General features: G+C 70.0%; 11 protein-coding genes. 6 read left to right on the forward strand and 5 right to left on the reverse strand.

Going from position 1 to position 14,384, the window contains the following annotated elements:
- The first annotated feature begins 71 nt into the window (after nt 1–71).
- A complete protein-coding gene (locus MRBLWS13_RS00675; protein WP_349427173.1) occupies nt 72–896 on the forward strand; it encodes an RIO1 family regulatory kinase/ATPase in 825 nt (274 codons plus the stop codon).
- 63 nt (nt 897–959) lie between these two features.
- Here MRBLWS13_RS00675 and MRBLWS13_RS00680 read toward each other — a convergent pair whose 3' ends face one another.
- On the reverse strand, nt 960–4,802 hold the full coding sequence (locus MRBLWS13_RS00680) for a S8 family serine peptidase (RefSeq protein WP_349427174.1): 3,843 nt from the start codon (nt 4,800–4,802) through the stop codon (nt 960–962).
- A gap of 121 nt (nt 4,803–4,923) precedes the next feature.
- On the opposite strand from MRBLWS13_RS00680, the gene MRBLWS13_RS00685 reads away from it, so the two are divergent.
- Nucleotides 4,924–5,898, forward strand: coding sequence for a transcriptional regulator TrmB (locus MRBLWS13_RS00685; RefSeq protein ID WP_349427175.1), 975 nt, complete (start codon nt 4,924–4,926; stop codon nt 5,896–5,898).
- A 40-nt stretch (nt 5,899–5,938) separates the two neighbouring features.
- Here MRBLWS13_RS00685 and MRBLWS13_RS00690 read toward each other — a convergent pair whose 3' ends face one another.
- Together MRBLWS13_RS00690 and MRBLWS13_RS00695 are read right to left on the reverse strand one after the other, a co-directional pair.
- Complete coding sequence (locus MRBLWS13_RS00690) at nt 5,939–6,271, reverse strand: hypothetical protein (protein ID WP_349427176.1); 333 nt, start codon at nt 6,269–6,271, stop codon at nt 5,939–5,941.
- Nucleotides 6,268–7,599, reverse strand: a complete 1,332-nt coding sequence (locus MRBLWS13_RS00695; protein WP_349428947.1) for an MFS transporter — start codon at nt 7,597–7,599, stop codon at nt 6,268–6,270. Before MRBLWS13_RS00695 ends, MRBLWS13_RS00690 begins: the two co-directional genes overlap by 4 nt.
- 25 nt (nt 7,600–7,624) lie before the next feature.
- Between MRBLWS13_RS00695 and prfB the strand changes: the two genes are divergently transcribed.
- From prfB to smpB, 4 genes are all read left to right on the forward strand, one after another.
- Nucleotides 7,625–8,734, forward strand: a complete 1,110-nt coding sequence (gene prfB / locus MRBLWS13_RS00700; protein ID WP_349427177.1) for a peptide chain release factor 2 — start codon at nt 7,625–7,627, stop codon at nt 8,732–8,734.
- Between the two features lie 118 nt (nt 8,735–8,852).
- A complete protein-coding gene (gene ftsE, locus MRBLWS13_RS00705; RefSeq protein ID WP_349427178.1) occupies nt 8,853–10,001 on the forward strand; it encodes a cell division ATP-binding protein FtsE in 1,149 nt (382 codons plus the stop codon).
- Entirely contained in the window at nt 9,998–10,912 is a 915-nt protein-coding gene (ftsX, locus tag MRBLWS13_RS00710; protein WP_349427179.1) for a permease-like cell division protein FtsX, read from the forward strand. Before ftsE ends, ftsX begins: the two co-directional genes overlap by 4 nt.
- Nucleotides 10,913–10,991: 79 nt before the next feature.
- Nucleotides 10,992–11,468: an SsrA-binding protein SmpB gene (gene smpB / locus MRBLWS13_RS00715; RefSeq protein ID WP_045296901.1), complete on the forward strand. Its 477-nt coding sequence runs from the start codon at nt 10,992–10,994 to the stop codon at nt 11,466–11,468.
- An 8-nt stretch (nt 11,469–11,476) separates the two neighbouring features.
- On the opposite strand, the gene MRBLWS13_RS00720 is transcribed toward smpB, so the two are convergent.
- Both MRBLWS13_RS00720 and MRBLWS13_RS00725 read right to left on the reverse strand, forming a co-directional pair.
- The gene (locus MRBLWS13_RS00720; RefSeq protein ID WP_349427180.1) at nt 11,477–12,955 is read right to left on the reverse strand and encodes an MFS transporter; all 1,479 of its coding nucleotides are present in this window, start codon (nt 12,953–12,955) and stop codon (nt 11,477–11,479) included.
- An 80-nt stretch (nt 12,956–13,035) separates the two neighbouring features.
- Complete coding sequence (locus tag MRBLWS13_RS00725) at nt 13,036–14,304, reverse strand: M20/M25/M40 family metallo-hydrolase (RefSeq protein WP_349427181.1); 1,269 nt, start codon at nt 14,302–14,304, stop codon at nt 13,036–13,038.
- Nucleotides 14,305–14,384: the final 80 nt, after the last annotated feature.

The raw sequence follows: 14,384 nt of genomic DNA on the forward strand, positions 1-14,384 counted from the left end.
CCACATCCCTTCCCTCGAGGTCGCCCGCACCCACTGATATCGGCGGCCTCCTACCCTGGAGTGTCCAACCGATGTCATCCGTACGCCTCGACGCGTCCGCATCCGTCCTTCCGCCGGAGCTCGAGCCCGGCGCCGATCAGCGCTGGTCCACCTGGCCGGCTTCCTCTCCCACTCAACGCGGCCCCCTGCCGCACCCGCACTGGCTCGTGACCGCATCGGGGGCGTTCGACACCGAGCTCGGCATCGTCAAGACCGGCAAGGAAGCCGACGTGCACCTCATCGAGCGCGCCGTTCCGGGCACAGCCGGAGTCCTCCTCGCAGCCAAGCGGTACCGCACCTCTCACCACAGCGACTTCCACCGTTCGGGCAGCTACGAAGAGGGCCGCACGATGCGCAACACCCGCGACGCCCGCGCGGTGGGCCGCAAATCGGCGTACGGCCGCTCCGTGGCTGCCGGGCACTGGGCGGTCAGCGAGTTCGACGCGCTGTGCCGCGCCTGGCAGGCCGGGGTTCCCGTGCCGTACCCGGTGCAGGTGAGCGACACCGAGGTGCTCATGGAGTTCATCGGCGACGGCCGTGCTGCGGCGCCCCGGCTTGCTCAGAGCCGGCTGCACGGAGAGGAGCTGAGGGATGCCTTCGAGCAGGTCGTCGGCATTCTGGAGGCCTTCGCACGAGCAGGCTTCGCGCACGGCGACCTGTCGCCGTACAACCTGCTCGACCACGAGGGGCACATCGTCGTGATCGATCTGCCGCAGATCGTCGATGTCGCCGCCAACCCGCAGGGGCTCGACTTCCTCTACCGCGACATCGTGAACGTGTCGATCTGGTTCGCGCGGCGCGGTCTCGACAACGATCCGGAGGACGTGTTCGCTCACCTCGTCGGCGTGATGTGGTGAGCTTCGGCGGACGCACAAGAGGCCCGGTCGCCAAGTGACCGGGCCTCGTGTGCGTGCTCTACGTCAGCGCACACCCTTGGCGGGAGTCGCCTGGAAGGCCTTCTCGATCTCCTGCGAGAACGTGTTGCCCGCGGCATCCTTCGCCGTCACGCGCAGGTCGACCCAGCCGCCCTTGTCCGACACCGGGATCTGCGCGGTGAACCCGCTGACCCAGGCGCGGCTGGTGACGAAGACGTCGCCGTCGCCCTCGACGGCACCGGTCGGGGCATCCGTCTTCGCCGTCTGCAGCGTGACCGGCACCCACTCGCCGCCCGCGGTGCGGGCCTCGAGTGTCGCGTCGGTGATGGCGCCGGCGGGGGCGGTGCCGGCGACGTGGCCGAGTTCGAGACCGAGCGGGATGCTAGATCCCTTGCGACGACCCTCGCCCACGTGGTTGTCGACGTTGACGTCGACGTCGTAGTACGCCTGGATCATCGGCAGCAGCCGGTTGGTCCAGTCGCCGAGCTTGCCCGCGGAGCGGAAGGTCCAGTCGCTCACCGTCTTCGTCGATCCCTCGAGGTGCGTCCCGTCGTGCGTCGCGGTGCTCACGACGCGCCACTCCTGCTCGCCGTCGGGAAGGTCCCACACGTTGACGCCCTGGTGCTCGGCCTGCTTGACCAGCTGACCGTCGATGTAGACGTCGGCCGTCTGGTGCACGGTGGAGGGTTCCATCCAGGTGTCGAAGCTGCCCGTGTGCTCCGGGTCGCCGCCGTCCGCCCAACTGGGGATGTTCACCTGGGCGTAGTCCGAGACGCGGTAGGGCACCCAGTAGCCCGTCGCCACATACGGGCGCACGATCCCGCCGAAGTACTCGACCTCGAGCTCCTGGCCCGGCTCGTAGGCGCGCAGCTTGTCGCGCATCTCCCAGCGCACGGACTCGACGCCCACGCCCTGGTTCCAGCGCAGATCGTCGGTGTTCACCCATTCCTCGCGCACCGTGCCGCGCTCGGCACGCATGAAGTACCCCGAGCCGTACTGGGCGCCCGGTACGAAGTCGTACCGGAATTCGCCCATGGGCTCCTTCTGACCGTGGTACGTCGTGTCGATGCGCGTCAGGTTCTCCGGCGCGTACGCCAGGTCGGTCGGGATCTCGCCGTCGCTGTAGCGGGCGATGTCGTAGACCACGTCCGGGTACGAGTCGCCGACGGCCTTCACCGTGACCTTCTTCTTCGCCATGTCGGCGAGGAGCTGACGGCCCTCGACGCCGCTGATCGCGGCGACCGCGATCGGGGCGTCGGTTGTGAAGTCGTCCGAGCCGACCCAGGTGCTCAGGTCGCCGTCCGCGTCATTGACGAGGATCATCAATTTCGCGCCCGCCGCAGCCGCGTTCGCCGCGGCCTGTCCGGGCGAGACCTGGCCGGACAGGGTCACGACCGCGACCCTGTTCCTGACGTCGATGGCAGCGAACTCGTCGACGGTGCCGGTGCCGGCTTCGACCGCCGCCGCTTTGATCTCGCCGTCCAGGAACGTGGATCCGACCTGCAGGATCACGTCGAGCAGCTTCTTGCCCGCCGCCACCGTGAGCATCGGCTCCCAGAGCCGCCACCGCGTCGTGAGGTGGAAGTCGGCGTCGTCGACCTTCATGGGCTGCGCCCACATCTCGTCTGTGAGTACCGGCATGATCGCGCTCGCCGAGAAGTCGTCGGCGTGGAAGTCCATGCGGCCGAACGACTGCTCGAGGTCGTCACGACCGACGTCGACCGTGACCTCCTTCGCCGCGCGGGCGTCCAGGGAGACCGTCGCGTCCTTCGTGAGGGTCAGCTTGGGATCGCCGGCGAGCACGGTCGCCATGGTGTCGGCGTTGCGGTTGATCTCCATGTAGGACATCACCGTGTAGTCGCCCTTCATGAGGCGCAGCGTCGTCTCGCCTTCGACGAGAACCGGCTCCGCCCACTGCGCGGCGGCATCCCACAGCAGTGCGTAGACGCTGACGGGCTGGCCGTCGAAGCCGGTGGCCGTGATCGTGAGGTCGTAGCGCTCGGCCTCGGCGATCGTGCCGAGCGCGGTCCGCGTGACGGCCTCGCCGTCGACCGAGCCGGTCAGCGCGCCCGACAGCTGCGTGCCCGCGGGCACCTTGGCCGGGTTCACCGTCATCGTGACCGCTGCGGTGCCGCCGGCGGGGATGGTGAGGCTGTCGGTGTCGATCGACAGCGCGTCGAACGCGATCCCGTCCGCGAGCGGACCGGGGCCCCCGCCACCGCCCGGCGTCGTGTCGGTCAGGGTGGCCTCGAGTGCGACGGTGATCTCGGCATCCGTGCGGTTGGTGTACTCGATGGTGCGCTCGACGGGGGTCGGCTCCTCGCCCCACATGAGCATGCCGAAGTCGCCGGGACCAGAGGCGACGACGGGCGCGTTGAGCGCGGCGTCGACGTCGATGACACCGGTGCCGCCCTGGTACGAGGTGTAGCCGAGGTCGGTCGCGGTGCTCGCGAGCGCCGCCTTCAGCTGCGCGGTCGTGAGCTCGGGGTTCGCGCCGAGCAGGATCGCCGCGGCGCCCGCGACGTGCGGTGTGGCCATCGACGTGCCGCTCATGGTGATGTACGAGCCCTCACCGCCGCTGTCGGCCGAACGCGCCGCCGTGACCTCGCTGCCGGGACCGGTGACGTTCGGCTTCAACGCACCCGAGCGCGAGAGGGGGCCCTGGCTCGTGAAGTAGGAGAGGTCGCCCGACGGGTCGTCCACCGATCCGACGGTGAACGCCTGCTCGGCGGAGCCCGGGGCGCCGATGGACTCGGGGGAGCCGGCGTTGCCCGCGGCAACCACGAACAGTGCGCCGGTCTCCTCGGCGATCTGGTTGAGCGACTCGGCCATCAGGTCCTTGCCGTCGGACGGCGACTGCGAACCCAGGCTCATCGACACGATCGGAGCGTTCTGGCCCGCCCACTCCATCGCCTCGATGATCCACGAGTCCTGGCCATAGCCGTCCGCGCCGAGCACCTTGCCGATGAGCAGGTCGGCGCCGTCGGCGACACCGCGGTGGGTGCCGTCCGACGCGGCGCCGGTGCCCGCGATCGTCGAGGCGACGTGCGTGCCGTGGCCGTTGGGGTCCGAGGCGACCTCCTCGCCGGGCACGAAGCTCGTCGAGCCGTCGAGGATGTGGCCCTGCAGGTCGGGATGGGTGTCGTCGATGCCGGTGTCGAGCACGGCGACCGTGACGCCCTCACCGGTGTAGCCCTGGGCCCACGCGGCAGGGGCGTCGATGTAGGGAACGCTCGAGTCGAGCGTGGAGCGCACCTTGCCGTCGAGGTGGATGGCCTCGATGCCGTCGGCGAGAGTCGGCGTGGCCGCGAACGCGCGGGCCGAGGACGCGGTGAGCGACTGCCACGCGGCCGCGGCGTCGTCGTGGCCGAGCGTCGCCGCCGCGCCGCCGATGCTCTCGAGCGGCGCGGTGACCTCCAGGCCGGGGACAGGTGCCGCGAACGAGCGCGCAGCCGCGGCGTCGTGCTCGACGATGACCGGGGTGGCGTCCACCGAGGCGTCGTCGTAGCCGTACTCGATCAGCAGCGACACGTTGAACAGGTCCTCGTCGAGGGCGCCCGAGGCGAGATAGGGCATCGCGCCCTGAGGTACGACGTGCAGGTCGTCGCCCACCTCGTACGTCTGCACGCCGGCGCCGTCGACAGCCGTGTCGACGGAGACGGTGTGGGTGCCGTCCGACATATCCGTAACGGTGACGCGGTCACCGGTGATGAGGGTGACGGTATGTGCCTGGCCGGCCGTCGCTCCGGCGGAGGGTGCGGCGGGCGGTGTGGGGGTGGCCGCCGCCGGCATCGTCGCAAGGCCGATGCCTGCGATCCCGATCGCCAGACCGCTGGTGGCGGCGACGATCGGGCGCAGGCGGCGGCCGATGGGCTGGGTTCGTGACATGCGCGAGCCTCTCGGTGTGGGGATCCGTGTCCCCCCACCTTCGCCGCCCACTCGCCTAAAGTGGGTGGCGGAGAAACGCCATGGCCTGCATCCGCCACGCTCGGCGGGTGACGATGAGCGCATGGGGGAGAACACCGTGCTCGATGCGCTCGGCCTCGATTCGGCCCACACCGCCGTCTATCGGAGCGTGCTCCAGCAGCCCTCGGCGTCGATGACCGAGATCGCCGCGGCGCTCAGCATGTCGCTCCCGCGCGTGAGGCCGATGGTGATCGAGCTGGAGCGCCTCGGGCTGCTCGCGCGCCAGGCATCGAGCAGTGACCGGTTCGTGGCGTCCCCACCCTCCATCTCGCTGCGTCCGCTGCTGCTCGAGCGCGAGCGGGGGCTGACTCGCGCGCACGAGGCGCTGGTCGAATTGAGCGATCTGTACCGTCGCTCGGTAGAACAGCGCAGCGTGGCGGACGTGGTGGATGTCGTCATCGGCGACGACGCCGTGCGGCAGCGGGTAGCGCAGCTGCAGGCCGCCTCGATCGACCAGGTGCGCGTGCTGGTGCTGCACGAGATCGCGCTGGTGAGCGGGGAAGACAACGTCGAGGAGGACCGGGCGCTCGCGCGAGGCGTGCGCTACCGCGTCATCGTCGAGAGCGCCGTACTGGAACGGCCGGGCTTTCTGACCGCTGCGCGCGAGATGGCGCAGATCGGCGAGGAGATCCGGGTGCTGCCCACCCTGCCGACGCGGATGTTCATCGCCGACGACCAGATGGCGCTGGTGCCGATGCACTCGCAGGGCGCGGACGAGGGCTTCGGTGCCCTGCTCATCCACCCGAGCGGCCTGCTCGACCTGGTGACCTCGATCTTCGAGGACTACTGGCGGGCGGCCACGGAGTTCCTGCCGATCGCCGCGACGCCGACGACCGAGGAGGTGGACCGCGATCTGCTGCGCCTTCTCCTGCTGGGAGTGACGGATGCCGCGGCCGCGTCTCAGCTCGGCATCTCGCTGCGGACGGTGCAGCGCCGGGTCGCCGAGCTCATGGACACCGCCGGTGTCACGACGCGCATGCAGCTGGGCGCGGAGGCCGTGCGCAGATCCTGGGTCTGACCCGCAACTGCGCCGACGTCGTTACCAGCCGAAAGTGTCGCTACCAGCCGAGAGTGTTGAACCACTCTCGACGGCGGCGGATCTCGGCATCCGGCTCGCCGTCGTCCGACGTGTCGTGAGGGACCAGCCTGCTGCCCCCGTCGAGCTCGACGAACCGATGACACACCGAGCAGAGCGCGCGACCGTCGGGGAATCCGTCGGCGAGGGTGGCAGCGGGCGTGCCGCACTCGCCGGAGCCCGGGCAGCGCGCCGGGTCGGCTCCGGCATCCGTCCACATGATCGTGCGGTGTCGGTGCAGCCCCGCGTGGCCGAGCGGACGCGTGCAGCGTCGGCCGGCGCTGCGGCTGCGACAGAACCGCACGACATCGGTCATGGGCGCGTCCGGGGCACGTACCGCGGCACCCAGCGCACGAACGCGAATGCGCCGACGAGTCCGATCACACCCATGGCTCCTGTTGCGACGGCCAGCGACGCCGCCGCGGCGATGGCCGACACGAGCAGCGGCGCGACCGCCCCGCCGGCGTCGGTGAGCGTTCGCCACGAGCCGAGGAACGCCGCCGGGTCGGAACGCGGGGCGACGTCGGCGCCGAGGGTGAGCAGGATCCCGCTGGACAGCCCGTTGCCGACGCCGAGGACGGCGGCGAACATGGCGAACCACATCGCCGCCTGCGGCAGATCGTGGGTGAAAGCGAGGGCGATGAACCCCGCGCCCATCAGGATCATGGCCGGCAGCGCGGCCCACAGGCGCCCGAAGCGGTCCATGACCTGGCCGCTGGCATAGAACAGCGCGAAGTCGATCGCACCCGAGATGCCCACGACGAGGGCGATGGTCTGCGCGTCGAGCCCGAGCGAGACTCCCCACAGCGGGAGCACGACTTGCCGCGCCGAGCGCACGGCGGAGAGGGATGCCGCGGCCAGGCCGAGTGTCGACAGCACGCGGCGATGGCGCCACATCGTCCGCAGCACGCCGGTGCCCGGATCGGACCCACCGGGCGGCGCCGTCGCCGATGGCGGCCCCTGAGCGCGGCGGAGGGGGATCGACCCGGTGACGGGCTCGCCGGTGTCTTCTGCGGCGACGGCGCCATCCTCGGCGGTAGATGGCTCGAGGAACTGCGTCTCGGGGTCAGGACCGAAGACCACCAGCAGCACCGTGGCGACCAGGCACCCGCCGAAGAACCAGATCGTGGCGTGCTCGTCGCCGAAGACCGCGAGCAGTCCGGCGGCGATGAACGGGCCGACGAACATGCCCAGCCGGAACGTGCCGCCGAGCAGCGACAGCGCGCGGGCGCGGAACGACAGGGGCACGCGCGTCGTCATGAACGAGTGGCGCGCCAGGCCGAATGCCGCCGCGCAGAAGCCGATGAGGAACACGGCGATGGCGAAGATGCCGAGCGACGGCGCGAGCGCCATGCCCACGATCCCGGCGAGCGAGACCAGGCCGGCGATCGCCATGGTGAGCCGTTCTCCGATGCGGGCGACCGCCCAGCCGGCGGGGATGTTGCCGCACAGCTGGCCGACGACGAGCGCCGAGGCCACGAGGGCGGCGGTCGCGACATCCGCCCCGAGCTGCGCGGCGATGACCGGGATGAGCGGGATGACGGCGCCCTCGCCGAGCGCGAAGAGCACGGTCGGGCCGTAGACCATGGGGCCGAAGCGCCACAGCACGTCCCGCGCGGTGGGGGAGTCGGCGCGATCGCTCATCGCTTCCACGTTAGTCTGGAGTGTCATGCTCGACTTCGATCCCTCCGCCGATATCCAGGCCCTGCGCTCCACGTTCGCCGACATCAAGGCCGTGGTCGACGTCGAGGCACTCACGAAAGACATCGCGCGTCTCAGCGAGGAGGCCGGCGCCCCCAATCTGTGGGACGACGTCGATAAGGCGCAGAAGGTCACCAGCGCCCTCAGCCACCGTCAGTCCGAGCTCAAGCGCGTCAACGATGTCGAGCAGCGCCTCGACGACCTCGACGTCCTCGTCGAGCTCGCCAACGAGATGGACGACGAGGATGCCGCCGAAGAGGCGCGTCGCGAGATCGCCGAGCTCGAAGACATCGTCAGCCAGCTCGAGGTGCAGACGCTCCTCGACGGCGAATACGACGAACGGTCCGCCGTCGTCACGATCCGCTCGGGGGCGGGCGGCGACGACGCCACCGACTTCGCGGAGATGCTGCTGCGCATGTACCTGCGCTGGGCCGAGCGCCACAAGTACCCGGTGAAGGTCATGGACACGTCCTACGCCGAGGGCGCCGGCATCAAGTCGGCGACGTTCGAGATCGACGCCCCCTACGCCTACGGCACGCTCTCCGTCGAGGCCGGCACGCATCGCCTCGCCCGCATCAGCCCGTTCGGCTCGGCCGACAAGCGGCAGACGAGCTTCGCGGCCGTCGAGGTCATCCCGGTGATGGAAGAGGCCGTCGAGGTCGACATCCCCGAGGGCGATCTGCGGGTCGACGTGTTCCGCTCGTCCGGCCCCGGTGGGCAGTCGGTCAATACGACCGACTCGGCCGTGCGCCTCACGCACATCCCGTCGGGCATCGTCGTGTCGATGCAGAACGAGAAGTCGCAGATCCAGAACCGCGCCGCGGCCATGCGCGTGCTGCAGACCCGCCTGCTCCTGCTGCAGCGGGAGAAGGAAGCCGCCAAGAAGAAGGAGCTCGCGGGCACGATCACCGCGAGCTGGGGCGACCAGATGCGCTCGTACTTCCTCTACGGCCAGCAGCTGGTCAAGGATCTCCGCACCGGCCACGAGGTCGGCAACCCCGCCATCGTCTTCGACGGCGATCTCGACGGCTTCATCTCGGCCGGCATCCGCTGGCGCAAGCGCAAGGACGACGACTGACCCGGAGCGCGTGATGCTTCGCCCCGCATCGCCCGCTCACGACTCCGAGAAGACGGATGCCGCGGCCGCGAGTGTCGCTGGACACGGTGACGGGGCTGCCACATAGGCTCGTTAGGCCATGATCCGGTTCGAGAACGTCACGAAGCGCTTTCGCGGCACTTCCAAACCTGCCCTGAGCGATGTCGATTTCGAGGTGCTGCGCGGGGAGTTCGTCTTCCTCGTCGGCGCCTCCGGATCCGGCAAGTCCTCCTGCCTGCGCCTGATCCTCCGCGAGGAGACGCCGTCCGAGGGCCGCGTAGTCGTGCTCGGCCGCGACCTGCGCACGCTGTCGAACCGCAAGGTGCCGTATTTCCGCCGGCACATCGGCGCCGTGTTCCAGGATTTCCGGCTGCTGCCGACGAAGACCGTCTTCCAGAACGTGGCGTTCACGCTGCAGGTCATCGGCTCGTCTCGCGCGTTCATCCAGCAGGCCGTCCCCGAAGTGCTCGCCCTCGTCGGCCTCGCCGGCAAGGAGAAGAGGTTCCCGCACGAGCTGTCCGGCGGTGAGCAGCAGCGCGTCGCCATCGCCCGCGCGCTCGTGAACCGGCCGCAGATCCTGCTCGCCGACGAGCCGACCGGAAACCTGGACCCAGGGACGTCCATCGACATCATGCAGCTGCTCGCCCGCATCAACGCCGGCGGCACGACTGTCGTCATGGCCACGCACGAGGCCGGGTTCGTCGACCAAATGCAGCGTCGTGTGATCGAGCTGCGCCACGGCGAGATCGTCCGCGACGAACGTCACGGTGGGTACGGCGACCGGTCGGGGCTGCCGAGCCTGGCGCCGGAGCCCGAGCGCGGGGCCGCCGCGGTCGCCGCCCTCACCGCGGTGCTCGAGGTGCAGCGCGAGGCCGCGATCGCCGCCGCCGCAGGCCTGGATCCCACCGCCGTGCCGATGGACGACGACGAGATCGTGACGCCGGAGACGGACGCGGTGTCGCCGGGCGTCGCCGCGGCGGCAGCCGCTGCCGCCGAGGCCGCCACCGCTGCCGCACTCGCCGCCGACGAGCTGAGGAAGGCCGAGGCGCTCGAGCAGTCGGTGGATGAACCCGTCGTGCCCGAGGAGTCTGAGGCGGCGGCCTCCGTCCCGCCGGCATCGGCGCCCGCGCACACCCAGTCGATCCCGGTCATCGACCTCGAGCAGATCGAGGTCGCGGAACTGGGCCTCGCCGATCGGCTCGGCCTCGGTGAGACCGACCCCGATGACGAAGTGGGGCCCACCTCATGAGGTTCGGACTCATCATGTCGGAGGCCTTCACCGGCCTGCGACGCAACCTCTCGATGGTCGTGTCGGTGGTGCTCGTCACCTTCGTCTCGCTGACGTTCGTCGGCGCGGCGATCCTCATGCAGATGCAGATCGGCACGATGCGCGACTTCTGGGTCGAGCGGGCGCAGGTCGCCGTCTACATGTGCACGACCATCTCGACCCCGGCCACGTGCTCGAACGGCGAGGCGACGCCCGAGCAGGTGGAGGAGGTGCGGGCGAAGCTGGAGGGCAGCGCGCTGGCGCCGCTGATCCGCGACCTGACGTTCCTCGACCACCAGCAGGCCTATGACGAGCTGCTGCAGATCGCCGGCGAGGAGAATGCCAGCGTCATCACCGCCGACCAGGTCAACGAGACGTTCCGCATCACGCTGGTCGATCCCGAGCAGTCGGACGTCATCATCGAGGCGTTCAGCGGGATGCAGGGGGTGGAGCTGGTCAACGATCAGATGCAGTACCTCGATCCGCTGTTCTCCGCGCTGACGATCGCGACCTACATCGCCGTCGGCATCGCGGTGCTCATGCTCATCGCGGCGGTGCTGCTGATCGCCACGACGATCCGCCTGTCCGCCTATGCGCGAAGGCGGGAGCTCGGCATCATGCGACTCGTCGGGGCGTCCAACCGCTTCATCCAGACCCCGTTCATCCTCGAGGGCGTGTTCGCGGCGCTGCTCGGGTCGATCCTCGCGAGTGCGGCGGTCATCGCCGGGGTGCATTTCGGCGTCGACCAGTACCTGCGCAACCGAGTGGACTTCGTGACGACGTGGGTCGGCATCGGAGATGCCTGGCTCGTGGTGCCTGTCCTGATCCTGGTCGGCGTGCTGCTCGCGGCGCTCTCGGCCGGCTTCGCCATCCGGAGATGGCTGCGCGCGTGATCGCGCGCCTCCTCGCGGGGGTAGACTGAAAGGCTGCCGTGCGCCAGACGGCTGCTGTACGGCATAGCGAGGAGACATCATGCCCAGGGAACGCGGGGAGAAGGTCGTGGCGACCAATCGTCGCGCGCGCCACGAGTACGCGATCGAGAAGACGTACGAGGCCGGCCTCGTGCTGACCGGCACCGAGGTCAAGTCGCTCCGCGAGGGGCGCGCGAACCTCTCGGACGGCTACGCGTACATCGACAACGGCGAGGCGTACCTCGACGCCGTGCACATCCCGGAGTACTCGCAGGGGCACTGGACGAACCACTCCTCCAAGCGCACGCGCAAGCTGCTCCTCCACAAGGAGGAGATCGTCAAGCTCTCGCACGCCATCTCGGCGGGCGGATACACGCTGATCCCGCTGAAGCTCTACTTCTCGGACGGTCGCGCGAAGGTCGAGATCGCGGTCGCGAAGGGCAAGCGCGAGTTCGAGAAGCGCCAGACGATCCGCGAGCGCGAAGACAAGCGCGAAGCCGAGCGCGCGATGCGCTCGCGCAACCGCCTCGGCGAGTAGCCCGAGCCCTACCGCACCACGGGTGCCGCGGCATCCGTCTCGTCGTGCGAAGCCCGATCGCTGAACGCCGTCTTCGGCACGAAGCACAGCAGCACGGCGGCGGCCAGTGCCGTCACGCCGCATACCACCCATACGGTGAAGTAGCCCGAGAGCGACCCGGCCGTGCCTTCGGTGGCCGCACCCGTCGCGCCCTGCAGCAGCGCGATGCCGAACACGCATGAGGCGATCGCCCCGCCGACGGTCTTGACCGAGTTGGTGAGGCCGGTCGCGACACCGGTCTGCGTCGGGGGAGCAGCGGATGCCGCGGCCGCCGGCAGCGCCGCGACCAGGGCGCCCGAGCCGAGGCCGACGATCAGCATGTTGACGATGACCTGCGTATACGTCGCGTGGAACGGCAGGAACATGAGGAACCCGATGCCGACGAGCGTCGCCGCCCCGATGAGGGTGAGTCGCGGAGCGGTGAGCCGCGAGATGAGCGAGTACAGCAGGGCGCCGGTGATCATCGCGATGAGGTAGACGCCGATGATGAGCGAGGTCTGGAAGCCCGTCGTGCCCAGGCCGTACCCGTAGACGTCGGGATCCGTGCGCGCGAAGGTGGACAGCGGCGCCTGCGCGCCGAGCACGCTCACGCCGAAGAGGCCTGCGGTGAGGAACACCGGCCCGAGCGCGGGGGAGCGGAACATCCGCACATCGATGAGCGGGTCGTCCTGTCGCAGCTCCCAGAGCGTGAACGGGACGACGAGCAGCACGCCCAGCGCGGTCACCAGCCATGCCACCAGGTCGGCGGGTCCGTTGAGGCGCAGCAGGCTGAGGCCGCCCGTGAACGCGACGAGCGCGAGCGAGATGAGCACGAGGCCGACGTTGTCGAGGCGGCCGCCGGTGGGCTCGGGCGATTCCTTCACCCCGAACAGGATCACGAAGAAGCAGGCCACCACGAGCAGCGCTGGAACGAGGAGCACGATCCACAGGGGAAGGGTGTCGATGAGCATACCGCCGACGAGCGCGCCGATGATGGCACCGGTCTCGAGTGCTGCGACGAGGAACCCGGCGGCCCGGGCGGTGATGGTCGCGCGGCCCTCCATGGGGCGGGAGCGTGACCAGATGAGGGCGATCTCGAGCGGGAGCCAGACGACGTAGAAGCCCTGGATGGCCCAGGCCGCGAGGAAGATCGCGAACGAGTCGGTGAACGGCAGGACGAGGGATGCGGCGGCCGTGATCGCCGTCGAGATCACCAGCATGCGCTTGTGCCCGACCATGTCACCGAGCTTCGCGAACGCCGGCACGACGAGCGCCGACAGCATGAGCTGCGTGCCCTCGAGCCAGTTGACGTCCGCGTCGTGCACACCGAGGTGGCGGGCGATGTCGGTGAGCATGGGCGTGTAGTAGCCCTGGATCACGCCGCTCGTGAACTCGACGAACGCGAGGAAGCCGACGACGCTCGCCAGCGTGCCGATCGTGACGCGTGAGGACATCGCGCTGCGCGCCATCCGTGCTCCTTGCCTCTGGGCCCCAGACCCGTCCTTGCTCGCCGCTCCGATGCTCGAGCTCGTCGAGGGGGCGGCTGCGATCACTCTAGGCGCTGCAGGAGCGTGCGATGGAACAGTTCGCCGCGCTCGAGCGCCGCGATCTCCACGCGCTCGTCGACGCCGTGGATCGACGCGCGCTGCGCCTTGCTCATCTCGAGCGGCGCGAAGCGGTAGACCGCCGGCGAGAACCGGTGGAAGTGCCGCGAATCGGTCGCCGCCATCATCACGTACGGAACCGTCGCGGCATCCGGATGCGACACCTTCACCGCGGCGGCGATCAGCGCGAACTGCGCGTTCTCGGTCGACGACTCCGGCGACGGTCCGTCGCCCTCGAGCACCTCGACCTCGACGTGGCGGTCGGCGATGCGCCGGCGCACGCGTTTCACAGTGCTCGGCACTGATTCGCCCAGTGCGATGCGCAGGTTGAGCGTCGCCGACGCCTGCGAGGGCAGCACGTTCGCCGCTGTGCCACCCGACTGCATGGTCGCCGCGATCGTGGTCCGTACGAGCGCGGCCGGCTCACCGCCCATCGCGGTGAACACGCGCGCGGTGAGCCACGGCGTCGCCGCCAGGAGGCGATACAGGCGACGAGGGATGCCGTCGGCTCGCGTCGCGAAGAGCTCGAGCATCCGCGTGACCGCCGCCGGTGTACGCGCCGGGAATGTGGCGGGATCGAGGCGCTCGACCGCCCGGGAAATGCGCCGGACCGCAGTGCGGGCCGGGGGAGCGGACGCGTGCCCGCCTTCGCCGCGGGCGCTGAGCCGGAGCGTCAGGACACCTTTCTCGCCGACGCCGACCATCGCCGCGCGTCCGCGCACGAACGGGAGCGGTGCGTCCACGACCGCGCCGCCTTCGTCGAGGACGAGCCAGGGCTCGACGCCGCGGTCCCGCAGCGTCTCGGCGAGGACGCGCGCAGCGCCGCCGAAGGTCTCCTCGTCGCCCCCGAACGACAGGTACACGTCGCGGGCGGGCGTGAAGCCTGCCGCGAGCAGGTTCTCGACGGCATCCATCAGCACGACCAGCGGCCCCTTGTCGTCGAGCGCCCCGCGACCGAAGACCCAGCCGCCCTCGATGCGCCCCTCGAACGGCGGATGCGTCCATGCGTCGCTCTCGTCGACGGGCACGACGTCGAAGTGCGCCATGAGGACGGTCGGCCGTTCGGGCACATGTCCCCGCCAGCGGTACAGGATGCCGAGCTTGCCGATGCGCTCGCGCTCGAGGTGTTCGTGTGCGAGCGGGTAGAGCTCGACGAGCAGGTCGGCGAAAGCGTCGAACGGCCTCTGTCCGCGATCGGCACGCTCAGCAGACACCGTGGGCAGCCGAATCATCCGGGACAGCCGATGCGCGATCCCGTCCCGTACGGCCTGGGGCCGCTGAGTACCGTTCGCCG

Origin of the sequence: Microbacterium sp. LWS13-1.2, from assembly GCF_040144835.1 — a bacterium.
In the GTDB taxonomy this organism is placed as follows: domain Bacteria; phylum Actinomycetota; class Actinomycetes; order Actinomycetales; family Microbacteriaceae; genus Microbacterium.

Excerpts from the sequence above, each read along its gene's own strand:
- ftsX (WP_349427179.1), top strand. The coding sequence starts at position 9,998 with ATGAGGTTCGGACTCATCATGTCGGAGGCCTTCACCGGCCTGCGACGC.
- prfB (WP_349427177.1), top strand. The coding sequence starts at position 7,625 with ATGCTCGACTTCGATCCCTCCGCCGATATCCAGGCCCTGCGCTCCACG.
- MRBLWS13_RS00720 (WP_349427180.1), bottom strand. The coding sequence starts at position 12,955 with ATGGCGCGCAGCGCGATGTCCTCACGCGTCACGATCGGCACGCTGGCG.
- smpB (WP_045296901.1), top strand. The coding sequence starts at position 10,992 with ATGCCCAGGGAACGCGGGGAGAAGGTCGTGGCGACCAATCGTCGCGCG.
- ftsE (WP_349427178.1), top strand. The coding sequence starts at position 8,853 with ATGATCCGGTTCGAGAACGTCACGAAGCGCTTTCGCGGCACTTCCAAA.
- MRBLWS13_RS00680 (WP_349427174.1), bottom strand. The coding sequence starts at position 4,802 with ATGTCACGAACCCAGCCCATCGGCCGCCGCCTGCGCCCGATCGTCGCC.
- MRBLWS13_RS00695 (WP_349428947.1), bottom strand. The coding sequence starts at position 7,599 with ATGAGCGATCGCGCCGACTCCCCCACCGCGCGGGACGTGCTGTGGCGC.
- MRBLWS13_RS00690 (WP_349427176.1), bottom strand. The coding sequence starts at position 6,271 with ATGACCGATGTCGTGCGGTTCTGTCGCAGCCGCAGCGCCGGCCGACGC.
- MRBLWS13_RS00685 (WP_349427175.1), top strand. The coding sequence starts at position 4,924 with ATGGGGGAGAACACCGTGCTCGATGCGCTCGGCCTCGATTCGGCCCAC.
- MRBLWS13_RS00675 (WP_349427173.1), top strand. The coding sequence starts at position 72 with ATGTCATCCGTACGCCTCGACGCGTCCGCATCCGTCCTTCCGCCGGAG.